Consider the following 23,817-nt stretch of genomic DNA (forward strand, 5'->3'; position numbering starts at 1 on the left):
CCGGCCCGCCCCGTCGTGGTGCGGGGGCCGGGCGACCCGCCCCCGCACCGTGGTTCTTCCGGCGCGGGGCCGGTGGGTCAGTTCTTGGTGCGGGGCAGGCCGGGCGGGTTGATCTCCGACTTCGGGACGGACTCGCCGTCGAGGCCCCAGCGCTTGAGGACCTGGGCGTAGGTGCCGTTCTGGATGACGTGGTCGAGCGCGGCGGCGTAGGCGGCGACGAGCCCGCTGTCCTTCTTCGTGGTGGCCGCGATCTTGCCCTGGAGCCCGGCGCCCGCCCCGGAGAACTTGCCGACGACCTCCGTCTGGCCCGCCGAGAGCACGTGGTAGGCGGCGACGGGGTTGGGGCCGAGGTAGGCGTCGATCCGGCCGGACTGGAGCGCCAGGTAGTAGTCGGAGGTGTTCTGGTAGTACTTGATGTCGACCGGCTTGCGCCCGGCCTTCTCGTTCTGCGCGGACCAGTCGACGAGGATCTTCTCCTGATTGGTGCCGGAGCCGACCGCGATCGCCTTCCCGGCCACGTCCTCGGGCCCCTTCACCGTCCAGCCGGAGCCCTTCTTGGCCTCGAAGGCCAGGTCGTCCAGGCGGTAGGTGGCGAAGTCGTACTTGTCCTTGCGCTCCTCGGTGACGGTGACGTTGGAGAAGACGCCGTCGTACTTGCCGCTGTCCAGGCCGACGAAGAGGTTCTCCCACGAGACCGCGTTGAACTCGGGCTTCAGGCCGAGGGCGTCGGCGACCAGGGTGGCGATGTCGACCTCGACGCCGATCAGCGTCTTGTCGTCGGTGGCACGGAAGGCGAGCGGCGGATTGCTGGACGCGGAGACGCCCAGGACAAGCGTGCCTCTCTCCCGTACGGCCGCGGGGAGCTTGGCGGCGATGGCGTCGACCTTGGCGGTGTGGACGCGGTTCTGCTCCGGGCTCAGGTTGATGCCGTTGCCCTTCTTCCCCTCGGGCTTGACCTCGTTGGTGGCGGCTTCGCCCGAGCCGCAGGCGGTGAGGACGCCGAGGGCGGTGAGCGAGGCGAGGGCGGTGAGGAGGGTACGGCGGGTCTTCATGGTGATGCTCCTGTCGTGAGAGGGAGGAAGAGGAGAAGGGAGGGAGGGAGGGAGGGAAGGGACGGGCGGGTCAGAGGACCTTGGAGAGGAAGGCGCGGGTGCGCTCGTGGCGCGGGTTGTCCAGCACCTCGGCCGGCGGGCCCTGCTCGACGATCCGGCCCTCGTCCATGAAGACCACCGTGTCGGCGACCTCGCGGGCGAAGCCGATCTCGTGGGTGACGACGATCATGGTGGTGCCGGTGGCGGCCAGGTCCTTGATGACGTCGAGGACCTCGCCGACCAGCTCGGGGTCGAGCGCGGAGGTCGGCTCGTCGAAGAGGAGCAGGCCCGGTTCGAGGGCGAGCGCGCGGGCGATGGCGACCCGCTGCTGCTGTCCGCCGGAGAGCTGCTTGGGGTACGCCTCCGCCTTGTCGGCGAGCCCGACGCGTTCGAGCAGCTTCCGGGCCGCGGCCTCGGCCTCCTTGCGGGGGCGCTTGAGGGCCGAGACGGGGGCCTCGACGACGTTCTCCAGGACGGTCAGGTGCGGGAAGAGGTGGAAGTTCTGGAAGACGAAGCCGATCCGGGTGCGCTGCTTGAGGATCTCGCGCTCGCGCAGCTCGTACAGCTTGTTCCCGGAGCGCCGGTAGCCGACGAGGACGCCGTCCACGCTGACCGTGCCGCCGTCGACCTTCTCCAGGTGGTTGATGGTCCGCAGGAGGGTGGACTTGCCGGAGCCGGAGGGGCCGAGGACGACGGTGACCTCGCCGGCCCGCACGTCGAGGTCGATGCCGCGCAGGACGTGCAGGGGGCCGAAGTTCTTGTGGACGGCCCGGATCTCGACCTTGGCGGTGGTGGCGGCGGGGGCCTTCTCGGCGGTGGTGGCGGAGCTCATCGGGTGCTCCCCTTCGCGTAGTGGCGTTCGACGTAGTGCTGGACGACGGAGAGCGCGGTGGTGAGCAGGATGTACCAGGCGGTGGCGACCATCAGGAGCGGGACGACCCGCCCGTTGCGGCCGTAGACGACCTGGACCTGGTAGAAGAGTTCGCCGATCGCCATGACGGAGACGATCGAGGTGCCCTTGAAGAGCGAGATGACCTCGTTGGCGGCGTTGGGCAGGATGGAGCGCATCGCCTGCGGCAGGATGATCCGCCGCACCTGCCGGAGCTTGGGGATGCCGAGGGAGGCGGCGGCCTGCAACTGGCCCTCGTCCACGGCGAGTACGCCCCCTCGGACGATCTCGGCCGCGTAGGCCGCCTGGTGCAGGGCGAGTCCGAGGACGGCGGCGCTCATCTCGCCGACCAGGCCCATCGTGTCGAAGGAGAAGAAGCTCGGCCCGAAGGGGATGCCGACGCTCAGCTCCTTGTAGAGGTAGGCGAGGTTGAACCAGAAGAGGAGCTGGACGATGAGCGGGATGGAGCGGAAGGCCCAGATGTAGCCGAAGGCGACCGAGCGCAGGAAGGGGCTGGCCGACAGGCGCATGAAGGCGACCACGATGCCGATCGCGAAGCCGAGGGCGGTGCCGTGGAAGGTGAGCTGGAGGGTGACCCAGACCGCCTTGAGGATCGTCTCGGTGCTGAAGAACGCGGCGAAGACGTCCCACTCCCAGCCGGGGTTGGTGACGAGCCCGTGGGCGAACTGCACGAGCAGGACGGCGGTGGCGGCGACGGCCACCCAGCGCCAGGGGTGGCGGACGGGGACGACCACGAGGCCGGCGGCCGGCGGCGCGGCGGGGGCGGCCGGTTCCTTCGTGAGCGGGTCGACCGGTGGATCGCTGGTGAGAGCCATGGCGGTTCCTCGGGAGAAAGGCAGGGCGGGGTACGGGAGGGGGAGCGCCGGTCAGACGCTCAGCGGGACCGGGAGACGACACTCCAGGTCGCGCAGGAGGGCGAGCGCGGCGCGCGCGGTGACGTCGTTCTGCCCGAAGGCGACCCCGCCGGTGCGGGGGCGGGTGAAGGCCCCGCCGGCGCGGGCGGTGGTGTGCGGTCCGAGCGCGAAGCGGCGCGGGTGGGGGCGCCCGTCGCGCTCCAGGATCCGGCCGTCGACGGGGTCGACGACGAGGAGGCCGCTGTCGGTGGCGCGGGCCCCCTCCTCGTGGAGGGCGCGCAGCAGCGGGCTGCCGGTGAGCTCCAGGGTGGGGTCGGGCAGCCGGGCCTCGACCAGGGCGCGGGCCTCGGTCCACTCCCCCGGCACGGCCTCGGAGGAGGCCCGGAAGAGGCCGCGTTCCTCGTCGGTCTCGACGGCGGTCCGGGGGCCGAGGAAGCGGACGACGCCGGCGCGGGAGAGCGCGAGGAGCTGGCGGAGCCGGGGTCCGGGCGGCCCGGAGGCGAGGTAGCTGAAGAAGCCGTGCCACCAGCCGCCGGGGTCCAGGCGCGTGCCGAGCCGCAGGAGCTGTCCGTAGACGGAGAGCAGCCCGGCGAAGACGGCGGCGTCGGCGCTGTGGGCGGGGTCGTGGCGGCGGACGAGGTCGGCGGTGATGTAGCCGCGCAGGCCCTCCTGGAGGGCTTCGGCGGAGGTGAAGCGGGCTCCTTCCAGGGGGTGGTCGAGGGCGTCGAGGTCGAGCCGGTCGGCGGGGTCGGGGACGGCGTCGGCGACGAGCGCGGCGAGTTCGGCGCCGAGCGGCTCGGCCGCCTCGTAGGCCTTCTCGAAGTCGCTCCAGGGGAGCGCGGCCCGCTCGGGATGGGTGGAGAAGAGGCGGTGGTAGTGGGCCCAGCCGAGCTCCTTGTCGACGAGCGGCCACACGTCGCGCCGGAAGTCGATCGGTTCGCGGCGCGCGAGCAGGGCGTCGGTCTGCTCGGTGCCGAAGAAGCGGGGCAGCGGGGGCCGTTCGCCGTCGAGGGCGTAGCCGATCTTCGAGTGGTACGGGACGCCCCGGCGCGATCCGACGTGCAGGACGGGCTCCCGGCCGGAGGGCACGTAGACGAGGTCGTCGCCCTCGCCCTCGTACCGGCCGCCGCGGCCCTCGGTGAGGAGGACCATCAGGTCGACGAAGGCGAGTCCGAAGCCGCGGACGAGGACGGGTTCGCCGGCGCGGAGCGCGCTCAGGTCGGTGTCGGCGGTGAAGTCGGGCGGCAGGTGGACGAGGCCGTGGCGGGCGGCGAAGTCGGCGAGCGCCCGCTGTTCCCGGTCGGGTTCGGCGTCGAGGTGGCCGACGGTGAGGACGACGAGGTCGGCGGGGAGGGGCACGGCGGAGCCCTCGAGCCAGACCCGCTGGCGTCCCTCGCGGGAGCCGCCGACCCGCAGCGCGGGGGCGCGGTGCTCGTGGACGGTGACGGAGGGGGGCAGGGCGGCGCGGACCCGCTCGTACACCCAGCGCAGGTAGGCGCCCTGGAGGGGGCGGGTGGGGAAGGTGCGGCCGTCGATGCCGGCCCATTCGGCGAGGGTGGGTCCGGGCCGGACGGGGCCTTCGAGGCGCACGGTCTCGTCGGTGAACATCGTGACGTCCTCGGCCTCGGAGTTCATCCAGAGCAGCGGGGACTGTGCGGTGCGCCATATCCGGCCGGGGCCGGGCGGGTGCGGGTCGACGAGGTGGACGTCGAGGGGCCGGTCGCCGTACAGCTCGGGCAGGTTGGCGGCGAGCCGTTCGAGGAAGCCGGTCCCCCGCGGCCCGGCGCCCACGACGACGAGGGAGGGGCGGGGGCTCATCGGGCACCGCCCGTTCCGCGGGCGTAGTGCCGCTCGACGTAGTACTGGCCGACGCCGAGCACCGAGGTGACGGCGACGTACCAGAGGGTGGCGACGAGGAGCAGCGGGATGATCTCGTACGTGCGGTGGTAGACGAGCTGGGTGGAGTAGAGCAGGTCCTGGACGGCGATCACGGAGACGATCGAGGTGCCCTTGAGGGTGCCGATCAGCATGTTCCCGGCCGGCGGGACGATGGCGCGCATGGCCTGCGGGAGGACGATCCGGGTGAGCCGGCGCCACCGGCCGAGGCCGAGGGACTCGGCGGCCTCGATCTGGCCCCGGTCGACGGAGAGGATGCCGCCGCGCACGACCTCGGCGGCGTAGGCGGCCTCGTGCAGGGTGAGGCCGATGACGGCGACGGCGACGGGGCCGAGGAGGTTGACCGTGTTCACGCCGAGGATCTGCGGGTAGAGCATGCCGATGTTGAACCAGAAGAGGAGCTGGACCAGGATCGGCGTGGACCTGAAGAACCAGATGTAGCCCCAACTGACCCAGCGCAGAACGGGGTTGGCGGAGAGTCTGAGGACGGCGAGCAGGGTGCCGAGGGCGAAGCCGAGGACCATGACGAGGGCGGTCAGCCACAGGGTCAGGCCGAGGCCGCGCAGGACGGACGCGGAGGTGAAGTACTGGGCGACGACGTCCCACTGGAAGGCCTTGTTGCGGACGACCGAGACGAGGCCGAGCGCGAGCAGGACGATCACGACGCCGGCGGCGGCCCACTGTCCGGCGCGGCGGGTGGGGACGATCCGGAGGGACGGTTCGGCCGGCGGCGGGGCCGCGGCCTCCTTGGCGAGGGTGGCGAGGGGTGTCGACATGCGAAGGCTCCGTGGATGCCAGGGGGCGGATCGAACACGGGAGTGCACACGGAACGCGGACGGTGTCCACGGGGACGGCGCCGGGATGTTCGCGGGGGAACGCGGCGGGCGTCGGTGCGGGGACACGCGGGACGTTCACACGGGGAACGCGCGGGGCGTTCGCACGGGGTGCGCCTTCACACGCACGGCGAGCGGTGAGCGCGGAGCCGGGCCCCTCAGCCCGGTGTCCGCCCTGTGAGGCTACGGCCGCCGAGCGGATGCTTGTCAAGTCCGTCCGGAATATGAGCCGTTCGTCTCGTCGTGGTTGACGGGGAAACGGATGCCTGTTCCACTGGGCCCATGCATTCGCAGCAGTTGGTCACGCGCTCCCACATCGACTTCGGTCGCGTGTGGTCCTCTTCCTGTTGAGCCGGCCCGCTGCGTCTCCTTCCGTCTCCTCCCCGCCCGTGGTGTGCGTCCTGACGCCGCCGGCGGCCCCTTCACCTGTGCGGCACTGAGCTCCCCTCCCCTCGGCTCTTCCCTTTCCCCTTCTCCGTTCTCTTCGCCCGAAAGAGACGCATGCCTCTCACGCCCAGCCGTGAGTCCGCGCCGTCCGTGCGCCGGACCACGGCCGACGACCCGTTGGCGCGCCCGCTCCTCGACGAGCTGGCCCACGAATACACGACCCGGTACGGCTCCTCGGAGGACCTGAGCCGCTATCCGGTGGAGGAGTTCGCCCCTCCCCACGGCACCTTCCTGCTCCTCCTGGAGCAGGACCTGCCGGTGGCGGGCGGCGCCTACCGCCGTTACGACGAGCACACCGCCGAGCTGAAGCGGATCTGGACCCACTCGGCGCACCGCAGGCGCGGACTCGCCCGCCGCGTCCTGACCGCGCTCGAACGGGAGGCGGCCGCCCGCGGCTACTCCCGGATCTACCTGACGACCGGGCCGCGCCAGCCGGAGGCCAGGGGCCTCTACCTGGCGAGCGGCTACCGCCCGCTCTTCGACGTGTCCGCCGATCCCGAGACGATCGGCCCGCTGCCGTTCGAGAAATTCCTGGAGAACCCGAAGCCATGAGTACGCGCACGAGTTCCGGCCCCGCCCGCACCACCCTGGCCTTCGCCCTGATCACCGTGGCCGCGCTCGGCCTCACCGCCTGCGCGGGCGGCGATCCCGCGACCGCGCCGGCCGGGGCCTCGGGCGCCCCGGGCACGGCGAAGGGCGCGCTCCCCACCGAGGACGTGGTGGCGGGGGTGAAGAAGAACGAGGCCGCGGCGAAGCTGCTCCCCGCCGACGTGCGGCAGCGGGGCGGCTTCACGATCGCCTCCTCCGTTGCCACCCCGCCCAGTTCGGCCTACCTGCCGGACGGCAGGACCGTGGTGGGGGTGGACGCCGACTTCGCCGGGGCGGTAGCGAAGGCGCTGGGCCTGGAGCTGAAGCGCGAGGCCGTCGGCTTCGAGGCGATCCTGCCGGCCCTCGGCAGCGGCAAGTACGACGTGGGCTCGGGGAACTTCGGCGTGACCGAGGAGCGGCGCAGGACGATCGACTTCGTCACGTACATCAACGACGGGCAGGGCTTCGCGACCCGGGCCGACAGTCCGCTGAAGGAGATCACCGACCTCACGCAGTTGTGCGGCCTGAAGGTGGCGGTGGACGCCGGCACCACCTTCGAGCGGACCCTGGAGAAGAACAAGGGCCGGTGCGCGGAGGCGGGGAAGAAGCCGTACGAGATCAACGTCTACAACGAGGTCGGGGCCGTCTGGATGGCGCTCCAGCAGGGGCGCAGCGACATCGTGATGAGCACGATCAACGGTCTGCGGTACGCGGTGACGCAGCAGAAGAACATGAAGTTCCTCAACGAGTACCGGCGGCTCGACGTCGGCTTCGCCTTCAAGAAGGGCACGCCGCTCGCGCCGGCCTTCCAGGCCGCGGTGAACGGTCTGAAGGCCGACGGGACGTACGACCGGATCCTGAGGAAGTGGGGGGTGACGGGCTCGGGCATCGAGCGCTCGCGGATCTCCCCGCCGGAGCTCCCGGCGCCGGAGAAGTAGCGGTACGAGGGGGGCGGCGGGGGTCCGACGGGTCGTCAGCAGTCGCAGCCGCAGTTGCAGTCGCCGCAGCAGCAGCCGTCCCCCTCGCAGCAGGAGGAGCAGTTGCTGCAGCAGTCGCAGCAGTCGCAGCAGTCGCCCGGGTCGCACTGACCGCAGAGGCCCTCGCGCCGCTGCCGGCTCCAGGGGTCCTCGTACGTCCCGCAGCACATCTGGCAGGTGCAGGCGAGGCCGACCCAGAGGGCGCAGCCGGCGATCAGCCCGCGCCGGCCGGGAGGTCCGGGCGGGAACGGCCCGCCGGGTCCGCCCGGACCGCCGGGCCCGGGGGCGTGGGGCCCGCCCGGGCCGCCGGGTCCGCCGGGGCCGGGCGCGAACGGGTTGCCGGGGCCGGGCCCCTGGGGGGCGTACGGGTTCCCCGGCACCGGCCCCTGTCCGGCGCCGTGCGCCCCGTGCGAGCAGGTCGTCGTGGAGAAGGCGCGGTCCACCGAGGTGCGCAGCTCGTGGGCGAGCAGGACGTGGACCAGCTTGCCGTCGGCGAACCGGGCGTCCTTCAGGGCGAGGCGTATGCCGTGCAGGGCGTCGTCGGCGAGCCGGCGGGCCTCCGCGCGGGAGGTGCCGGTCGCGGTGAGCGGGTTCCAGGCGCCGCTCGCCGCGTCGGCGGCCTGGTCCTCCACGGCGTCGAGGAGGTGGGCGAGCCGGCCGAAGAGGCGGCCGGCCTCGGCGAGGGGTGCGGCGTTCTCCGGGCGGCCCGCGAGGACGGCGGTGTGCGCGAAGGCGGCGGCGGTCGCGGTCTCGGTCGGCTCGGTGACGGCGAGCAGGGGCGTGCCGGGTCCGGCGAGGGCCTCGATGCCGGTCTGCCGGTCGACGGCGTCGACGAGGACGGCGGTGTCGAAGCCGAGGGCGCGGCCGGTCCTGGCCCCGGCCCGGTCCCAGGAGCGGGCGACGCGGCGGGCCGCGGCGGCGACGGGTCGGCGCGCCAACAGGCCGTCCCGGTCGGCGACGTGGTCCCGCACCTTCGCCGAGGCGAGGACGAGCGAGACGGCGGCGGCGAGCCTGGCGCCCTCGCCCCGGGCCACGGGCGCGGTCCGCATGCCGCGCAGCGGGCAGGGCCCCGCGGTGCGCCGGCCGCTCGCCACGGCACCGGTCTGAGCCTCCGTCAGGACCGAGACGATGAGCCCGTCGTAGTTGGTGACGACCCGGGCGAACTGGCCGTGGTCGGCGCGCAGGGCCAGGCAGAGTCCGCAGAGGTGGGCCGTCCACGCGGTCTTGAGGCCGTCGGTGAGCCGGTGCGTGCAGGGTCTGACGATTCCGAACAAGGACTCCCCCGTGAGTCGTGGCCCCGGCCGCCCCGAGGGGCGTCCGGAAGGCGGTGCGCAAGGTCGTACGGAGGGCCGTACGAAGGGCCGTCGAGCGGCCTCGCGGCATCGTAGCGAGCGGCTCCGTTCACCCGTACGCGCCCGTCGTCACTCTTCCGGCACGACTTTCATATTTTCATCTGCATGGCCCCTCGCCAGGACCCGCATACCGCATGTTTCCTGACGAATCGCCAGCAAACGGCCCTCACGTTCTGCACCAGTACCGTCACGAATCCCCTGCACGGCACTTATCCGCTTGGCGCGCGATCCGCATCATGGACGACGATGGGGACATGCGGAACCACAAGTGACCGCGTTGAAAGGAGGCGTCGATGGGATCGGTGCGCAAGGCGAGTGCCTGGCTGGGACTCGTCGAGGACAACGACGAGCGTTACTACGACGACGAGTACGCCGACGGTGCCGAGAGCGGCGACGCCTGGGTGACGGACCCCCGGGTCCGGGTGGCCACCGACACGGCCGAGGACCGGGGCCGCCGGATCGCCACCGTCTCCCCGGACGGCTTCCGGGACGCCCGGGGCATCGGCGAGCTCTTCCGGGACGGCGTCCCGGTCATCGTGAACCTGACGGCGATGGAGCCGGACGACGCCAAGCGCGTCGTCGACTTCGCCGCCGGCCTCGCCTTCGGCCTGCGCGGTTCCATCGAGCGCGTGGCGACCCGGGTCTTCCTGCTGACCCCCGCCGACACCCAGATCGTCAGCGAGGGCGGCCGGCGCCCGCAGGACGGCTTCTTCAACCAGAGCTGACCGGGTCCGCAGGCCCGGCCGGGCACCTCCCGGCGGGCCGGGTCAGCGCGCCGGGCGTCCTCCCGAGCGGGCGGGCTCGACCGCTTCCCGGCTCGCGGGCACCCGCGGTCCGGACGGCCCCGCCTTCCGGGCGCGCTCCACGGACCGCGCCGGACCGTCGACGGCCTGCCGTTCCCCGAGCCCGGGGCCCCCGGCGCCTTCGGTGTCCTCCAGGTCCTCCAGGTCCTCCAGGTCCTCGCGGTCTTCGGGATCCACCGGACACTCCATGACCCGGGGCAGGCGCAGGGCCATCAGCGCCCCGGCGAGCAGCAGCGCGGCGCTGACGCAGAGCGTGACGTGCAGACCGTTCACGAAGGAGTGCCGGGCGGCCTGGTGCAGGGCGTCGCCGGCCGTGCCGCCGAGCCGGCCGGCCACCTGGTAGGCCTCGCCGAGCGAGTTCGCGGCGGCCCGGCCCGCCTCCTCGGGCACCCCGGGGACCCCGCGGAGGCCGGGGGCGTACGCCGCGTTCATCACGCTGCCGAGCAGCGCGATCCCCATCCCGGCGCCGAGCTGGTACGAGGTCTCCCCGATCGCCGCCGCGCCGCCCGCGCTCTTCTGCGGCGCCTCGCTGAGCATCGACTCGTACGCCGAGAAGAGCGTGGTCTGCAGGCCGAAGCCGAGCAGCACGAAGCCCACCGTGAGCAGCAGCGGCCGGTCGTGCTCCCCCATGAGGACGAGCAGCAGCACGGCCCCGGCCGTGAGCACGAAGCCCCAGCCGACCATCCGGCGCGGCCCGATCCGGCGCAGGGTGTACGAGCCGGTGGCGCCGGCCGCCATGGCGGCGAAGGTCAGCGGCAGGAGCCGCAGACCGGTCTCCAGGGGGCTGAGGCCGAGGACGAGCTGGAGGTACTGGACGGCGATGAGCTCCAGGCCGACCAGGGCCAGCATGGCCAGGACGATGCAGCCGACCGAGGTGGTGAAGGCGGGGCGGGCGAAGAGCCCCGTGTCGATCAGCGGGTGCGGGCGCCGCTTCTGCCGCCGCACGAAGAGGACGAGGAGCGCCGCGCCGAGCAGCAGCGGCCCGGCGGTGGGCAGGTCGAGCAGCGGGTCGCCGGCCCCGGCGCGCTTGACGCCGAGGACGCAGCCGAGGACGCCGGCCGCGGCCATGAGGGCGCCGAGGACGTCCCAGGGCCCGTCGGCCGCGCCCCGGGACTCGGGCAGGAGGCGCCGGCCGAGCGGCAGGATCAGCGCCATCAGCGGGATGTTGATGAGGAAGACGGAGCCCCACCAGTAGTTCTCGACGAGGAAGCCGCCGAGGACCGGTCCGGTGGCGGCGCCGATCGCGGCGACCGCCGTCCAGACCCCGATGGCGGTGGCGCGCTCCCGCCGGTCGGGGAAGACCGCCCGGAGGATGGAGAGCGTGGCGGGCATGATCATGGCGCCGCCGACGCCGAGCAGCGCGCGGGCCGCGATGAGGACGGAGGGCTCGGTGGCCAGGGCGGCGACCGCGGAGGCGACCCCGAACAGCGCGTAACCGAGCAGCAGGACGCGGCGTCTGCCCACCCGGTCCCCGAGGGTGCCGAAGAGGATGAGGAGCGAGGCGCAGATCAGGGGGTAGGCGTCGACGATCCAGAGCAGCGCGGTGGAGCTGGGGCGCAGGTCCTCGGTGAGCGAGGGGACGGCGACGTGGAGGATGGTCGCGTCCAGGGCGACCAGGAGGAGGCTGACGCAGAGGACGACGAGGACGACCCAGCGGTTGGCACCATCGCCCGCGGCGGCACGGGGACGTGCTGGGGCCGTGTTCGTCCGCGACATGTGCGTACCTCCCGGTGGAACTCTCGCGTTCGGTGGGCCCCGACCAGGGGTTGTCTCCCCCGGAGCGGCCCGGCATCGACGGGCGAGCGAGTCGCCAGCGTACGCGAGTTCAAGCGTCGAGCGCGTGGTGCACCTCTCACCCCGTCGGGGGCGCGGGTGTGGCGTACGCCACTCGGGGCGGCGCGCGGGCCGTACGGAATTCCACGGGGCCGGCCGTTCGGAACAATTCCCGGGTCTTCAAACATTCATCCGGAATGCGCCTTCGGGCAATGGACCGGCAGGTCATCCGATTTCCGGACGGACGCCGGTAATGAGCCGCCGTTCGCGAGCCGCTCAACATCACATCGTCATCACGAAGGGAGCGGTTTGACGGGGTCGGCTTCTCACTCCCTGTAACGTCGATTGGGTGCGTACCGACATCTTTGCCCGGCTGGACCGGGAGCCGGAACCGCCGAAGATAGAGGTCCCGGGGATGACCCGCACGCGTCTCGCCCTCTTCGGCGGGACGTCGGCGTTCTATCTCGCCATCGTCGTGGCCGTCCTGCTGTCGACCTGGCTGGTGACCCTCGACTGGAAGATCATGCTGTTCCGGCCCTACCAGCAGTGGCCGGAGCTGCACGCCTTCCTCGACTACTACGTCGTCCTCGGTCAGCGCGGCCCCACGGCCGTCATGGTGGCCGCCTGGCTGGGCTGGCGCTCCTGGCGCCAGCACACCCTGCGCCCCCTGCTGTGTCTCGGCGCCGCCCTCCTGCTGCTCAACGTCTCGGTCGGCTCGGTCAAGCTCGGACTCGGCCGGCTCGGACCCCACTACGCGACGCAGGTCGGCTCCGCCGAGCTCTTCGCGGGCGGCGACATATTCCCCTCGGGGCACACCGCCAACGCGGTCGTGACCTGGGGAATCCTGGCCTATCTGGCGACCACACCGCGGGCCAGGCGCTATCTGTCGGCGCTCTCCGCCGTGGTCGCGCTCGGCGTCGGCCTCACCACCGTCTACCTGGGCACCCACTGGCTGAGCGACGTCCTGCTCGGCTGGGCGGCCGGCCTCCTCGTCCTGCTCGCGCTGCCCTGGTGCGAGCCGGTCCTGGCCGTGGCGGAGTCGTGGATCCTCGCCGCGCGCGACCGGCTGCGGGAGCGGCTGCGGGACCGGCGCCGGCTCGTGCCCTCGCTGCCGGTGGCGTCCGGAGGGCCCCGGCCGGGGTTCTTCCCGACCCGCCCGCCCGGCCCCGAGGAGCCGGTGCGGGACCCGGTCCGGGAGCCCGTGGGGGTGGCCGGCGGCCGGCGCACCCCGGCGACCCGGGGCTGATCCCCCGCCCCTCGTACGCACGGAAGGGCCCCGGCCGACCGGCCGGGGCCCTTCCGTGTGCGCGGGGCCGGGCGTCAGCCGAGCCAGCAGCGGGTGACGGCGCCGTCCTGGACCTCGAAGTTGATGCGCCCGGCGAGGTACTCCATGGTGATGATCGAGCCCGGCGGCAGGGTGCGGACGACGCTCCAGCCCCGGGTCCTGGCGAGCTGCTCGGCGCCTTCCGCGTCGAGGCCCACATAGGACTCGGGGGCGTCGCGGGGCGGTTCGGGAGTGCGCGGTGTGGGTGCCATGAACCTCACGTTAGTCCCTTGCCGGTCACGCTTGTGTCACAAGTTCTCGACATCGGTTTGCCGTGTTCCATGTCACTCGTAAGGCCGGACGTCCGTCACTTCTCCGCCACTTCTCCGGCGATTTCCGGAGAATGCCCGGAACTCCTCGCCCGGGAGAAGGAAGGGCGGGCGAAACGCGGACGATTACCTCTCGCCGCGCGGACTTCCCGAATTGTTCCGGCGGTGTCCGCGCGAGGCGCTCACTCTTTCCTTACAGAATGCTTACGCCGTCCGCGCGGTCGAGGGCACGGGACAGACGGTCCCTGAGGTCCCGGATCCGCCCGGTGAGCTCCGGCGGCTCGACCACCTCGAAGTCGAAGCCCAGCATCAGCACGTGGATCACCATGACGTCGAGGCCGTGCGCCCCCGTGCGCAGCAGACAGGCCGCGTCCCCGTCGGCCTCCAGGACTCCGTCCAGCGGGCCGACGGCCGCGGCGGCCTCGGCGAGCGGCACGAGCAGCCGGACCGTCGCCTCCGTCGTGTAGGCGCCCCTGGACACCCCCTTCGCCACGTAGGCGGCCAGGTCCTCGGCGGGCGGTTCGCGGGGCGTGAAGCGGGGGCCGTGCGGCGGGGCGGGCTCGATCCGGTCGGCCCGGAAGGTGCGCCAGCCGGCCCGGTCCAGGTCCCAGGCGACCAGGTACCAGCGCCGCTCGGTGCAGACGAGGCGGTGCGGCTCCACGGTCCTGCGGGTGGCCGAGCCGCCGTGGTCCCGGTAGGCGAAGCGCAGCCGCTCGCTGTCCCGGCAGGCGTGGGCGAGCTCGGTGAGGACCGCCGGGTCGACCCGCTCGTTCGGCGTGCGCAGCAGCGGGACCGTGACGGCGTTGAGCGCCCCGACGCGCCGCCGCAGCCGGCCCGGCAGGACCTGCTCCAGCTTGGCCAGGGCGCGCACGGAGCTGTCGCCGATGCCCTCGACGCCCTGCCCGGCGGCGGCGCGCAGACCGACGGCGACCGCCACGGCCTCCTCGTCGTCGAGGAGCAGCGGCGGCAGCTCGGCCCCGGCCCCGAGCTGGTAGCCGCCGCCGGTGCCGGGACTGGCGTGCACCGGGTAGCCCAGCTCCCGCAGCCGGTCGACGTCCCGCCGCACGGTGCGCGGGGTGACGCCGAGCCGGTCGGCGAGGTCGGCGCCGGACCACTCGCGGTGGGCCTGGAGCAGTGAGAGCAGACGCAGCAGCCGTGCGGAGGTCTCCAACATGCGCCCGAGTCTGGCAGCCCTCGCGGACAGTTGCTGTCCTCGATGCGGGCCGGGCGCCCCGGTGACCGGACGCCTCGGCGACCGGCGGGGAGCGCTCCGGCCGGGTCAGCGGAAGCGGCGGACCAGACGGCCCGCCCGCGCCTTCTGGGCGTAGACGGCGTCGACGGCCCGGCCCACGGTCCGGTGGAGCGCGGCCCGCGCCGGGGAGTGCGCGCGCCGGGACGCGCCCCGGCCGAGGAGCTCCGTCCAGAGCGCCTCGTGCCGGGCGGCGATCCGGGCCGGGTCGAAGCGCTCGGAGGCGGCGAGGGCCGCCCGCGCCGTCTTCGCCCGCAGCTCGTCGTCCTCGATCAGCTCGCGCAGCGCCCGCGCGACCGCCGCCGCGTCGTCGACCGGCACGAGGCGGCCGTCGACCCCGTCCTCGATGATCTCGCGGGGCCCGTGCGGGCAGTCGGTGGAGACCACCGGGAGGCCGCAGCGCATCGCCTCCACGATCGTCATGCCGAAGGACTCGCGCTGGGAGGTCACGGCGGCGATCGAGCCCTTGACCCACTCCGGCTCCAGCGGGGTGACCGATCCCATGAGGAAGGCCCGCTCCCCCAGGCCCCGCTCCTCGATCCGCCGGGCGAGCGGCTGCCGGAGGTCCTGGACGGCGTCCCCGGAGCCGTAGATCCGCAGCTTCCAGTCGGGGTGGTCCCCGGCCACCTCCGCGAAGGCGTCGATCAGCACGTCGTACCGCTTGACCCGGGTCAGCCGGCCGGCCGCGACGACCGTCTTCGCCGCCGGGTCGGCGGGCGGGAGCGAGGGCGCGGGCACGCTGTTGGGCACGGCCTCGATCCGTACGCCGGGCAGCCCCAGCCTCCGGTAGGCGCGGGCGTCGGCCTCGGTGACCGTGGTGACGGCGTCGAGCAGCGCGTACTCGTGGCGGATGTCCCGGCGCAGCCGGTAGCCGTGGCCCTCCAGGGTCAGGTGCTCCTGGCCGATCAGGACGGGCCCGCGCCGGGCCTGCCGGGCGAGGTGGACGTTGAGCCCGGGGCGGGTGGCGACGAGGACGTCGGTCTCCACCCCGCGCAGGTGCTCCCCGATCCGGGCGTCGGTGAGGGCGCTGTACTGCTTCCAGCGCCCGTCGCCGCGCGGGAAGACCTCGGCGGGGCGGTGGAAGTCGGGGTGGTCCCCGTCGTATCCGGGACCGTCCTTGCGCAGGTCGACGAGGTGACGCAGGGTCACCCCGCCGGGGAGGCCGAGCAGCGGGCGGTCGCGGTGGCGGAACACCGACACGATCTCGACCTCGTGACGCTCCGCCAGCTTCTCGGCGAGCGTGAAGGTGGTGCGGATCGTGCCGCCGTAGTGGTAGCCGTTGTGGAGCAGAAAGGAGATACGCATCGCGCTGCCGGTTCCCCCCGGTCAGTTGGTCGGTCGCCCGACTCTACTTGCCGGGGCGGCGCCGGTGTCCGCGGGCGGCCGGGCGGGCCGTCAGAGCGGGGAGATCCGCAGCATGGTGCCGACGGCGACCCGGTTCGGGTCGGACCCGATCAGGCTCCGGTTCGCCTTGTACAGCGCCTGCCAGCCGCCCTTGATCCCGAAGCGGCGGGCGATCGAGCTGAGGGTGTCGCCGGCCTGGACGGTGTGGACGCGCCCGCTCAGGCCGTACCGCTTGGAGCAGACAGGCCAGGCGCCCCAGCCCTGGGTGCGCAGCACCTCCTCGGCGACCTTGATCTGCTGCGCGCGGGTGGCCAGGTCGGCGCGCCGGGCGTAGGCGAGGCCGCCGTGCTCGACCCAGGTGGGATGCCAGAACTGGAGCCCGCCGTAGAAGCCGTTGCCGGTGTTGACGTGCCAGCGCCCGCCGCTCTCGCACTCGGCGACGCAGCCCCACGGCCACTGGTCCTTCGCGCAGGCGTACGCGGGCACGGAGGCGGTCGCCGTACGGGGCGCGGTGGCGGCTTCCCGGGCCTGGGTCCGGGCCTGCGCCTGGGCGGGGGCCTGGGTCCGGGCCTGGGTCTGCGCCTGGGCGGGGGCCGGGGCCAGGGTGAGGAGCGCGGCCGCGGAGGCCGCCACGAGGGAACCGGCCGTCAAAAATCTGATCTTCGACATCGACGCAGGCTAGGCAGCCCCCGGGCGCCCCGGGCCCGTGCCGCGCGGGACTCCGCCGACACCCCACCCGGTCGGCGGCACCCTCCCGCCGTGCGGGCCGGCCGCAACTTGTCCCGCATCCGCGCGTGACCCCGGCCGAGCCTGGCCCGTTGAACTCGGCATGAGACGACCGGGAACCGCCCGGCGTCCGCCCGTACCGAGTCCAGGGAGCCCCCCGTGCCGCGCATGCTCGACGTCAGCGAGGACGTACGCGCCGAGATCGGCGACGAAGAAGCCGACCGGCTGCTCGACGGCGACAACGCCCCGGGCCACTACGACTGCACCTCCTGCCGCACGCCGGGGGACTCCGAGCAGGAGCGCACCAGCACGGTGCTGTTCGTCGGCGAGGAGACGGCGGTCCTCGCGTTCGCCCACGCCAGTTGCATCCCCTCGCAGGTCGTCCGCGTCGCGGAGGAGCAGCTCCAGGGCGCCGTCGCCTCCATCACGGCCTCGGACGCCGCCGACACGCTCTCCGCCTCCCACCCCGAGCAGGCCGTGCTCGGGGTCACCAGCGGGCTCGTCCTGATCCGGGGCGAGCTGCACCCGGCCCTGGTGGTGGAGCCGACCGCCCCGGTGGCCCGCCCGGGGTCGGACGGCCTCGTCGACGAGTTCCTGCCGCTCCTGGCCGAGCAGGGCTTCCGGCAGGTCGTGGACCTGGAGACGACGCCGGCGGCGCTGCCGGGCTGGTCGGTCCTGGTCGCCATGGGCCAGCTCCACTCGGTGCTCCAGCCGGGGCCGGGCGGCGCCGGGCAGGCCGCCTGGTGGCAGGCGCACCAGCCGCTCCAGGTCACCGAGGGCTGGCGCGCGGCGGCCAACAAGTCGCACACGGTCCTGGTCTTCGCCGCCCCGGTGGGCTCGATCGGCCAGCAGCCGCGCGAGGACCTGCTGCGCGACGCCCTGGAGAAGGCCGCCGCGAACGGGCGCCTGGTGGCCGCCGCGATGCCCCTGGCCGGCACGTGAGGGAGGGCGCGCGGCCGGGCTCGGGGTGGGTCCGGGTCGGCGGCGCCCCGGCGGGGCGGGGGACGCCGGGAGCCGGGGCTCCGACCGTGCCGCGTCCGCGGCGGGCGCCTCTTTCCGAGAGCCGCCCGCATCCGACGGGCGGCGGGGTCGTTGGCACCTACGTGCACCCATACGACCCTTTCCTCCAGCCGCATCCGAGTCAGATCCCCTCCATGCGCCCCGCGCCGGACGTCACGGCGGGCCCTTCGCCCACGCCGATCTACGACGCCCTGTACTCGGAGTACCGCAGGTCGTTCCGCACCTTGCCGGGCGATCGCAGCGGCGAGGAGGGACTGGCCTTCCGGGCCTTCGGCACGACGCTGGGCGCGGGCGGGTCCGGGCGGGGGCGCCGGCACGCGGCCCCCGCGACGTGGGCGGACCGGGCGCCGGCGCCGCCGCCCCCGCAGGCCCACCGCCCGGCGCTGCCGCCGGGGCCCCGCAGGGGGCTGTAGGACCGAACGGCCGGGGGCCGGTACCCGTAGCGGGTACCGGCCCCCGGCCGTGTCGCGCGGCACCGCGGGGCGGTGCTACTTCTTGCGGCCGCGCTTCTCGCGCACCCGGACCGAGATGTGGATCGGGGTGCCCTCGAAGCCGAACTCCTCGCGGAGGCGGCGCTCGATGAAGCGGCGGTAGCCGGCCTCCAGGAAGCCCGAGGCGAAGAGGACGAACCGGGGCGGCTTGGTGCCCGCCTGCGTGCCGAAGAGGATGCGGGGCTGCTTGCCGCCCCGGACCGGGTGCGGGTGGGCGGCGACGATCTCGCCGAGGAAGGCGTTCAGCCGGCCGGTGGGGACGCGGGTCTCCCAGCCGGCGAGGGCGGTCTCGATGGCCGGGACCAGCTTCTCCATGTGGCGGCCGGTCTTGGCGGAGACGTTCACCCGGGGCGCCCAGGAGACCTGCTGCATCTCGGTCTCGATCTCGCGCTCCAGGTAGTAGCGGCGCTCCTCGTCCAGCTCGTCCCACTTGTTGTAGGCGATGACGATGGCACGGCCCGACTCGACCGCCATGGTGATGATGCGCTGGTCCTGGACCGAGATGGTGTCGGTGGTGTCGATGAGGATGACGGCCACCTCCGCCTTCTCGACGGCGGCCGCGGTCCGCAGGGAGGCGTAGTAGTCCGCGCCCTCCTGGAGGTGGACCTTCTTGCGGATGCCGGCGGTGTCGACGAACTTCCACGTCACGCCGCCGAGCTCGATCAGCTCGTCGACCGGGTCGCGGGTGGTGCCGGCCAGCTCGTTGACGACGACCCGGTCCTCGCCCGCCACCTTGTTGAGCAGGGAGGACTTGCCGACGTTCGGGCGGCCGATGAGGGCGATGCGGCGCGGGCCGCCGACGGCGTTGCCGAAGCGCTGCGCGGGGGCCTCGGGCAGCTTCTTCAGGACCTCGTCCAGGAGGTCGCCGGTGCCGCGGCCGTGCAGCGAGGAGACCGGGAACGGCTCGCCCAGGCCGAGCGACCAGAGCATGGCCGCGTCGGCCTCGCCGGACTGGCCGTCGACCTTGTTGGCGGCGAGGACGACCGGCTTCCCGGCGCGGCGGAGCAGCCGGACGACGGCCTCGTCGGTGTCGGTGGCGCCGACGGTGGCGTCCACGACGAAGAGGCAGGCGTCGGCGGCCTCGATGGCGAACTCGGCCTGGGCGGCGACGGAGGCGTCGATGCCGAGGACGTCCTGCTCCCAGCCGCCGGTGTCGACGACCTTGAAGCGGCGGCCGGCCCATTCGGCCTCGTAGGTGACGCGGTCGCGGGTGACGCCCGGCTTGTCCTCGACGACGGCCTCGCGGCGGCCGATGATGCGGTTCACCAGGGTCGACTTGCCGACGTTCGGGCGGCCGACGACGGCGAGGACGGGGAGCGGGCCGTGCCCGGCCTCCTCGATCGCGCCCTCGATCTCCTCCGCGTCGAAGCCCTCTTCCGCGGCGAGCTCCATGAACTCCGCGTACTCGGCGTCGCCAAGTGCCCCGTGGTCGTGCTGGTCGTTCATGAAGTCCGTTCCTCGATCATTCGTGGTCGGTGGTTCCCGGTCGACGGGTTCCACTACTGAGAGTCTCGCTCAGCGCCCGGTGAGGCGCCTGGCGTTTTCCAGGTGGGCGGTGAGCCTCCCCTGGATCCGTACGGTGGCCTCGTCCAGCGCCCTGCGGGTGCGCCGGCCGCTGCCGTCGCCCGCCTCGAAGGCCTCGCCGAAGACGACGTCGACGCGGCCGCGCAGCGGGGGCAGGGCCTTGACGAGCCGTCCCCGGCGGTCGGTGCTGCCCAGGACGGCGACCGGGACGATCGGCGCGCCGCTGCGGACCGCGAAGTACGCGAGGCCCGCGCGCAGCGAGGCGAAGTCGCCCTCGCCCCGGGTGCCCTCGGGGAAGATCCCGAGGACGCCGCCCTGCTCCAGGACGCCCAGGGCGTTGGCTATGGCCGTGCGGTCGGCGCCGTGGCGGTCCACCTTGAGCTGCCCGATGCCCTCCAGGAAGCCGCCGAGCGGGCCGACGAACGCCTCCTTCTTGATGAGGAAGTGCACGGGGCGCGGGGCGGTGCCCATGAGCATGGGGCCGTCGATGTTGTGCGCGTGGTTGACGGCGAGGACGACGGGGCCGGAGGCCGGCACCCGCCAGGCGCCGAGGACGCGCGGCTTCCACAGCCCGTACATCAGCCCGATGCCGATGCCGCGGCCGACGGCGGCGCCCTTCGCGGAGGGCACGGTCACCTGACGGCCGCCCGCTTCTCGTCCACGAGGGTGACGACGCACTCGATCACCTGGTCGAGGGTGAGGTCGGTGGTGTCGACCTCGACGGCGTCGTCGGCCTTGGCGAGCGGGGAGGTCTTGCGGCTGGAGTCGACCGCGTCCCGCTTGACCAGGGCTTCCCGGGTGGCGCGCACGTCGGCGCCCTTGAGCTCGCCGGAGCGGCGGGCGGCGCGGGCCTCGGGCGAGGCGGTGAGGAAGATCTTCAGGTCGGCGTCGGGCAGGACGGTGGTGCCGATGTCCCGGCCCTCGACGACGATGCCGTGCCCGGCGTCCCGGGCGATGGTCCGCTGGAGCTCGGTGATGAGCGCCCGGACCTCGGGGACGGCGCTGACGGCGCTGACCTTGGAGGTGACCTCTTCGGTGCGGATGGGGCCGGAGGCGTCGGCGCCGTCCACGGTGATGGTGGGCCGGGACGGGTCGGTGCCGGAGACGATGACCGGCTTGGCGGCGGCGTCGGCGACGGCCCCGGCGTCGGAGACGTCCACGCCGTTGCTGATCATCCACCAGGTGATCGCCCGGTACTGGGCGCCGGTGTCGAGGTAGCTCAGTCCCAGCTTGGCGGCGACCGCCTTCGAGGTGCTCGACTTGCCCGTGCCGGACGGCCCGTCGATGGCGACGATCACGGATTCCACGGTGGGAACACCTTCCTGGGGTGGGGTGGCAGGACCCGGCGGGGACGCGACGGGCTCCCCCAAGGTTACCGAGTCCCACGCACCCGTTCGGCCCAGCCCGTGCGGGGGCCCCGGGGACCGGTCCCCCGGCCCCGGGCCCGGGCGGTCCGCGTCAGCCCGTACGGAGGGCCCAGCCGCGCTCCTGGAGGGCCGTGCCGAGGACCTGGACCGCCGAGGGCTCCACCATGAGCTGGACCAGGCCGGCCTGCTGGCCGGTCGCGTGCTCGATGCGGACGTCCTCGATGTTGACGCCCGCGCGGCCCGCGTCGGCGAAGATCCGGGCCAGCTCGCCGGGCCGGTCGCTGATGAGGACGGCGACGGTCTCGTACGCGGCGGGGGCGGCGCCGTGCTTGCCGGGGACGCGGGAGCGGCCGGCGTTGCCGCGGCGCAGGACGTCCTCGACGCCGGTGGCGCCGTCCCGGCGCCGGTCCTCGTCGGCGGACTGGAGGGAGCGCAGGGCGCGGACGGTCTCGTCGAGGTCGGCGGCGACGCCGGAGAGGACGTCGGCGACGGGGCCGGGGTTGGCGGAGAGGATCTCGACCCACATGCGGGGGTCGGAGGCGGCGATCCGGGTGACGTCGCGGATGCCCTGCCCGCAGAGGCGCACGGCCGACTCGTCGGCCTCCTCCAGGCGCGCGGCGACCATGGAGGACACGAGCTGGGGGGTGTGGGAGACCAGGGCGACGGCCCGGTCGTGGGCGTCGGCGTCCATGATGACGGGGACGGCCCGGCAGAGGGCGACGAGTTCCAGGGCGAGGTTGAGGACCTCGGTGTCGGTGTCCCGGGTGGGGGTGAGGACCCAGGGGCGGCCCTCGAAGAGGTCGGCGGTGGCGGCGAGCGGGCCCGAGCGCTCCTTGCCGGACATCGGGTGCGTGCCGATGTACGCGGTGAGGTCGAGGCCGAGGGCCTCCAGCTCCCGCTTCGGTCCGCCCTTGACGCTGGCGACGTCCAGGTAGCCGCGGGCGAGGCCGGCGGTCATGGCCCCGGCGAGGGTGGTGGACACGTGGGCGGGGGGCACGGCGACGACGGCGAGGTCCACGGGACCCCCGGGCGCCTCGTCGGTGCCGGCGCCGAGCGCGGCGGCGGTGCGGGCGCGGTCCGGGTCGTGGTCGCGCAGGTGGACGGTGATGCCGCGGCCGGCGAGGGCGAGGGCGGCGGAGGTGCCGATCAGGCCGGTTCCGATGACGAGCGCTGTTCTCACTGGGCGATGTCCTTGCGCAGGGCGGCCGCGGCGCCGAGGTAGACGTGCGCGATCCGGGACTTGGGCAGCTCGGTCTCGACGTGGGCGAGGAGCCGGACGACCCTCGGCATGGCGCCCTCGACGTCGAGTTCCCGGGCGCAGATCAGGGGGACGTCGACGATCCCGATGTGCCGGGCCGCGGCGGCGGGGAAGTCGCTGTGCAGATCGGGCGTGGCCGTGAACCAGATGCTGATGAGGTCCTCGGCGGTGAGGCCGTTGCGTTCGAGGACGGCGGTGAGCAGTTCCTGGACCCGCTCGCGCATGTGCCCGGCCTCGTCCCGCTCCAGTTGGACGGCGCCTCGGACCGCTCGTACCGCCACGTCGTGCTCCTTCGCCTGCGTCAGTGCTCCGTTCAGCCTAGTCAGGAGCGGGGGGCCGGGAGCACGGCGCCCGCCCTCCGAGACGGGGAGCGGGCGTACGGGACGGGGCGGGCGCGCGGGAAGGGGCCGGTGCCGCGCGGACCCGTGCGCTCCGCCGTCCGGGGTACGGGAGCAGGCGTGTCGCGGGGCCCGGCGGCGGGCGCGTGGCCAAGCTGGCGGCATGACGCCCCACAGCACGAGCCGCCGCACCGTCCTGTTCGCCGCCGCGGCCCTGACGACGGCGGGCTGCGGCTCGGACGGCGGTGACGGGGGCGACGGAGGCGACGGGGGTACGACGGCGGGCACCCCCGAGGCGCCGGACGCCCCGGAGACGCCGGAGACGCCGGAGGGCCCCGATTCCCCGGACGCCACCGAGTCCCCTGAGTCTTCCGAGTCCCCCGGGGGTGACGGCGAGGCGCTGGCCAGGACCTCCGGGATCCCGGTCGGCGGCGGCACGGTCTTCCCGGAGGAGAAGGTGGTGGTGACGCAGCCGACGGCCGGTGAGTTCAAGGCGTTCTCGGCGGTCTGCACCCACCAGGGGTGCCTGGTGGACAAGGTCGCGGACGGCACCATCGACTGCCCCTGCCACGGTTCGAAGTTCCGCGTCGCGGACGGCTCGGTGGTGACGGGCCCGGCCACCCGCCCGCTCCCGGCGGAGCGCATTATTGTCTCGGGGGAAACGATCACCCTCGCGTAACCTGCCCGGCATGACTCCGGACGAGCTGGTGCGCGAGCACACGATCTACTCCTGTGTGATGGGCTCGCGCGCCTTCGGCCTGGCGACCGAGGGCAGCGACACGGACGTGCGGGGCGTCTACCTGGCCCCGACGCCGCTCTTCTGGCGCTTCGACAAGCCCCCGGCGCACGTGGAGGGGCCGCGCGAGGAGCAGTTCAGTTGGGAGCTGGAGCGCTTCTGCGAGCTGGCCCTGCGCAACAACCCGAACGTCCTGGAGTGCCTCCACTCCCCCGTCGTCGAGTACGCCGACGACCTCGGCCGCGAGCTGCTCTCCCTGCGCGGCGCCTTCCTCTCCCGGCAGGCGCACGGGACGTTCGTGCGGTACGCGGGCGGGCAGCGCCGCAAGCTGGACGCGGACGTGCGCCAGTACGGGCAGCCGCGCTGGAAGCACGCCGTGCACCTGCTGCGGCTCCTGGCGAGCTGCCGGGACCTGCTGCGCACGGGCGAGCTGCGCGTCGACGTCGGCGGGGACCGCGACCGCCTCCTCGCGGTCAGGCGCGGCGAGGTGCCCTGGCCGGAGGTCGAGTCCTGGATGAACCGCCTCCAGGAGGAGGCCGACCTGGCCCACGACGCCTCCCCGCTGCCCGCCGCCCCGGACCACGCGCGCGTGGAGGACTTCCTGACCCGCGCCCGCCGCGCCTCAGCCCTGCGGGAGCCGTAGCCGG

At 73.8% G+C, this 23,817-nt stretch carries 24 protein-coding genes; 8 read left to right on the forward strand and 16 right to left on the reverse strand.

The features are described from left to right. Positions 1-77: 77 nt before the first annotated feature. The 5 genes from ACFYNX_RS23680 to ACFYNX_RS23700 form a co-directional block, all read right to left on the reverse strand. The gene (locus ACFYNX_RS23680) at positions 78-1,052 is read right to left on the reverse strand and encodes an ABC transporter substrate-binding protein (protein ID WP_388663846.1); all 975 of its coding nucleotides are present in this window, start codon (positions 1,050-1,052) and stop codon (positions 78-80) included. Between the two features lie 70 nt (positions 1,053-1,122). After that, complete coding sequence (locus ACFYNX_RS23685; RefSeq protein ID WP_388663848.1) at positions 1,123-1,923, reverse strand: amino acid ABC transporter ATP-binding protein; 801 nt, start codon at positions 1,921-1,923, stop codon at positions 1,123-1,125. Then, positions 1,920-2,816 carry an amino acid ABC transporter permease gene (locus tag ACFYNX_RS23690; RefSeq protein ID WP_388663850.1) on the reverse strand — a complete coding sequence of 299 codons (897 nt, stop codon included), beginning with the start codon at positions 2,814-2,816 and terminating at the stop codon, positions 1,920-1,922. The genes ACFYNX_RS23685 and ACFYNX_RS23690 overlap by 4 nt, the downstream gene beginning before the upstream one ends. A gap of 51 nt (positions 2,817-2,867) precedes the next feature. Beyond that, positions 2,868-4,673: an FAD/NAD(P)-binding protein gene (locus tag ACFYNX_RS23695; RefSeq protein WP_388663852.1), complete on the reverse strand. Its 1,806-nt coding sequence runs from the start codon at positions 4,671-4,673 to the stop codon at positions 2,868-2,870. Then, positions 4,670-5,527, reverse strand: coding sequence for an amino acid ABC transporter permease (locus ACFYNX_RS23700; protein WP_365540107.1), 858 nt, complete (start codon positions 5,525-5,527; stop codon positions 4,670-4,672). Before ACFYNX_RS23700 ends, ACFYNX_RS23695 begins: the two co-directional genes overlap by 4 nt. A gap of 558 nt (positions 5,528-6,085) precedes the next feature. Between ACFYNX_RS23700 and ACFYNX_RS23705 the strand changes: the two genes are divergently transcribed. Beyond that, positions 6,086-6,583 (forward strand): GNAT family N-acetyltransferase, encoded by a 498-nt coding sequence (locus ACFYNX_RS23705; RefSeq protein WP_365540108.1) that lies wholly within the window; start codon positions 6,086-6,088, stop codon positions 6,581-6,583. Next, positions 6,580-7,557: a transporter substrate-binding domain-containing protein gene (locus ACFYNX_RS23710; protein WP_388663855.1), complete on the forward strand. Its 978-nt coding sequence runs from the start codon at positions 6,580-6,582 to the stop codon at positions 7,555-7,557. Before ACFYNX_RS23705 ends, ACFYNX_RS23710 begins: the two co-directional genes overlap by 4 nt. Before the next feature lie 35 nt (positions 7,558-7,592). On the opposite strand, the gene ACFYNX_RS23715 is transcribed toward ACFYNX_RS23710, so the two are convergent. After that, the gene (locus ACFYNX_RS23715; protein ID WP_388663857.1) at positions 7,593-8,870 is read right to left on the reverse strand and encodes a DUF5685 family protein; all 1,278 of its coding nucleotides are present in this window, start codon (positions 8,868-8,870) and stop codon (positions 7,593-7,595) included. A gap of 371 nt (positions 8,871-9,241) precedes the next feature. Between ACFYNX_RS23715 and ACFYNX_RS23720 the strand changes: the two genes are divergently transcribed. Then, a complete protein-coding gene (locus ACFYNX_RS23720) occupies positions 9,242-9,673 on the forward strand; it encodes a cell division protein SepF (protein ID WP_125657109.1) in 432 nt (143 codons plus the stop codon). A 42-nt stretch (positions 9,674-9,715) separates the two neighbouring features. On the opposite strand, the gene ACFYNX_RS23725 is transcribed toward ACFYNX_RS23720, so the two are convergent. Further along, positions 9,716-11,467, reverse strand: a complete 1,752-nt coding sequence (locus ACFYNX_RS23725) for an MFS transporter (RefSeq protein ID WP_388663859.1) — start codon at positions 11,465-11,467, stop codon at positions 9,716-9,718. A gap of 406 nt (positions 11,468-11,873) precedes the next feature. On the opposite strand from ACFYNX_RS23725, the gene ACFYNX_RS23730 reads away from it, so the two are divergent. After that, complete coding sequence (locus tag ACFYNX_RS23730; RefSeq protein ID WP_125657102.1) at positions 11,874-12,770, forward strand: phosphatase PAP2 family protein; 897 nt, start codon at positions 11,874-11,876, stop codon at positions 12,768-12,770. 74 nt (positions 12,771-12,844) lie between these two features. On the opposite strand, the gene ACFYNX_RS23735 is transcribed toward ACFYNX_RS23730, so the two are convergent. From ACFYNX_RS23735 to ACFYNX_RS23750, 4 genes are all read right to left on the reverse strand, one after another. Continuing rightward, on the reverse strand, positions 12,845-13,060 hold the full coding sequence (locus ACFYNX_RS23735) for an I78 family peptidase inhibitor (RefSeq protein ID WP_365540113.1): 216 nt from the start codon (positions 13,058-13,060) through the stop codon (positions 12,845-12,847). A gap of 250 nt (positions 13,061-13,310) precedes the next feature. Beyond that, positions 13,311-14,291 carry a helix-turn-helix transcriptional regulator gene (locus ACFYNX_RS23740; protein WP_388663862.1) on the reverse strand — a complete coding sequence of 327 codons (981 nt, stop codon included), beginning with the start codon at positions 14,289-14,291 and terminating at the stop codon, positions 13,311-13,313. A gap of 105 nt (positions 14,292-14,396) precedes the next feature. Next, a complete protein-coding gene (locus ACFYNX_RS23745; protein ID WP_388663864.1) occupies positions 14,397-15,671 on the reverse strand; it encodes a glycosyltransferase in 1,275 nt (424 codons plus the stop codon). Positions 15,672-15,761: 90 nt separating this feature from the next. Continuing rightward, entirely contained in the window at positions 15,762-16,379 is a 618-nt protein-coding gene (locus ACFYNX_RS23750) for a transglycosylase family protein (RefSeq protein WP_388663866.1), read from the reverse strand. 216 nt (positions 16,380-16,595) lie between these two features. On the opposite strand from ACFYNX_RS23750, the gene ACFYNX_RS23755 reads away from it, so the two are divergent. Both ACFYNX_RS23755 and ACFYNX_RS23760 read left to right on the forward strand, forming a co-directional pair. Continuing rightward, a complete protein-coding gene (locus ACFYNX_RS23755; RefSeq protein WP_388663868.1) occupies positions 16,596-17,378 on the forward strand; it encodes a hypothetical protein in 783 nt (260 codons plus the stop codon). A gap of 212 nt (positions 17,379-17,590) precedes the next feature. Continuing rightward, positions 17,591-17,869, forward strand: a complete 279-nt coding sequence (locus ACFYNX_RS23760) for a hypothetical protein (protein ID WP_388663870.1) — start codon at positions 17,591-17,593, stop codon at positions 17,867-17,869. Between the two features lie 75 nt (positions 17,870-17,944). Here the strand turns inward: ACFYNX_RS23760 and der are convergent, their stop codons facing one another. From der to aroH, 5 genes are all read right to left on the reverse strand, one after another. Further along, positions 17,945-19,393: a ribosome biogenesis GTPase Der gene (gene der, locus ACFYNX_RS23765; RefSeq protein ID WP_125657084.1), complete on the reverse strand. Its 1,449-nt coding sequence runs from the start codon at positions 19,391-19,393 to the stop codon at positions 17,945-17,947. 69 nt (positions 19,394-19,462) lie between these two features. Further along, positions 19,463-20,050 (reverse strand): lysophospholipid acyltransferase family protein, encoded by a 588-nt coding sequence (locus tag ACFYNX_RS23770; RefSeq protein ID WP_388663948.1) that lies wholly within the window; start codon positions 20,048-20,050, stop codon positions 19,463-19,465. 53 nt (positions 20,051-20,103) lie between these two features. Continuing rightward, positions 20,104-20,769: a (d)CMP kinase gene (gene cmk / locus ACFYNX_RS23775; protein WP_388663950.1), complete on the reverse strand. Its 666-nt coding sequence runs from the start codon at positions 20,767-20,769 to the stop codon at positions 20,104-20,106. Between the two features lie 160 nt (positions 20,770-20,929). Next, positions 20,930-22,018, reverse strand: a complete 1,089-nt coding sequence (locus ACFYNX_RS23780; protein ID WP_388663873.1) for a prephenate dehydrogenase — start codon at positions 22,016-22,018, stop codon at positions 20,930-20,932. Next, positions 22,015-22,377 carry a chorismate mutase gene (gene aroH / locus ACFYNX_RS23785; protein ID WP_365540121.1) on the reverse strand — a complete coding sequence of 121 codons (363 nt, stop codon included), beginning with the start codon at positions 22,375-22,377 and terminating at the stop codon, positions 22,015-22,017. The genes ACFYNX_RS23780 and aroH overlap by 4 nt, the downstream gene beginning before the upstream one ends. Positions 22,378-22,597: 220 nt before the next feature. On the opposite strand from aroH, the gene ACFYNX_RS23790 reads away from it, so the two are divergent. Continuing rightward, positions 22,598-23,113, forward strand: a complete 516-nt coding sequence (locus ACFYNX_RS23790; RefSeq protein WP_388663876.1) for a Rieske 2Fe-2S domain-containing protein — start codon at positions 22,598-22,600, stop codon at positions 23,111-23,113. Positions 23,114-23,123: 10 nt separating this feature from the next. Next, positions 23,124-23,813 carry a DNA polymerase beta superfamily protein gene (locus tag ACFYNX_RS23795; protein ID WP_388663878.1) on the forward strand — a complete coding sequence of 230 codons (690 nt, stop codon included), beginning with the start codon at positions 23,124-23,126 and terminating at the stop codon, positions 23,811-23,813. Positions 23,814-23,817 lie beyond the last annotated feature (4 nt).

Source organism: Streptomyces sp. NPDC007872 (assembly GCF_042868165.1).
In the GTDB taxonomy this organism is placed as follows: domain Bacteria; phylum Actinomycetota; class Actinomycetes; order Streptomycetales; family Streptomycetaceae; genus Streptomyces.

Coding starts and splice junctions, on each gene's coding strand:
- ACFYNX_RS23680 (WP_388663846.1), bottom strand. CDS start 1,052: ATGAAGACCCGCCGTACCCTCCTCACCGCCCTCGCCTCGCTCACCGCC.
- ACFYNX_RS23685 (WP_388663848.1), bottom strand. CDS start 1,923: ATGAGCTCCGCCACCACCGCCGAGAAGGCCCCCGCCGCCACCACCGCC.
- ACFYNX_RS23690 (WP_388663850.1), bottom strand. CDS start 2,816: ATGGCTCTCACCAGCGATCCACCGGTCGACCCGCTCACGAAGGAACCG.
- ACFYNX_RS23695 (WP_388663852.1), bottom strand. CDS start 4,673: ATGAGCCCCCGCCCCTCCCTCGTCGTCGTGGGCGCCGGGCCGCGGGGG.
- ACFYNX_RS23700 (WP_365540107.1), bottom strand. CDS start 5,527: ATGTCGACACCCCTCGCCACCCTCGCCAAGGAGGCCGCGGCCCCGCCG.
- ACFYNX_RS23705 (WP_365540108.1), top strand. CDS start 6,086: ATGCCTCTCACGCCCAGCCGTGAGTCCGCGCCGTCCGTGCGCCGGACC.
- ACFYNX_RS23710 (WP_388663855.1), top strand. CDS start 6,580: ATGAGTACGCGCACGAGTTCCGGCCCCGCCCGCACCACCCTGGCCTTC.
- ACFYNX_RS23720 (WP_125657109.1), top strand. CDS start 9,242: ATGGGATCGGTGCGCAAGGCGAGTGCCTGGCTGGGACTCGTCGAGGAC.
- ACFYNX_RS23725 (WP_388663859.1), bottom strand. CDS start 11,467: ATGTCGCGGACGAACACGGCCCCAGCACGTCCCCGTGCCGCCGCGGGC.
- ACFYNX_RS23735 (WP_365540113.1), bottom strand. CDS start 13,060: ATGGCACCCACACCGCGCACTCCCGAACCGCCCCGCGACGCCCCCGAG.
- ACFYNX_RS23740 (WP_388663862.1), bottom strand. CDS start 14,291: ATGTTGGAGACCTCCGCACGGCTGCTGCGTCTGCTCTCACTGCTCCAG.
- ACFYNX_RS23745 (WP_388663864.1), bottom strand. CDS start 15,671: ATGCGTATCTCCTTTCTGCTCCACAACGGCTACCACTACGGCGGCACG.
- ACFYNX_RS23750 (WP_388663866.1), bottom strand. CDS start 16,379: ATGTCGAAGATCAGATTTTTGACGGCCGGTTCCCTCGTGGCGGCCTCC.
- ACFYNX_RS23760 (WP_388663870.1), top strand. CDS start 17,591: ATGCGCCCCGCGCCGGACGTCACGGCGGGCCCTTCGCCCACGCCGATC.
- der (WP_125657084.1), bottom strand. CDS start 19,393: ATGAACGACCAGCACGACCACGGGGCACTTGGCGACGCCGAGTACGCG.
- ACFYNX_RS23770 (WP_388663948.1), bottom strand. CDS start 20,050: ATGTACGGGCTGTGGAAGCCGCGCGTCCTCGGCGCCTGGCGGGTGCCG.
- ACFYNX_RS23790 (WP_388663876.1), top strand. CDS start 22,598: ATGACGCCCCACAGCACGAGCCGCCGCACCGTCCTGTTCGCCGCCGCG.
- ACFYNX_RS23795 (WP_388663878.1), top strand. CDS start 23,124: ATGACTCCGGACGAGCTGGTGCGCGAGCACACGATCTACTCCTGTGTG.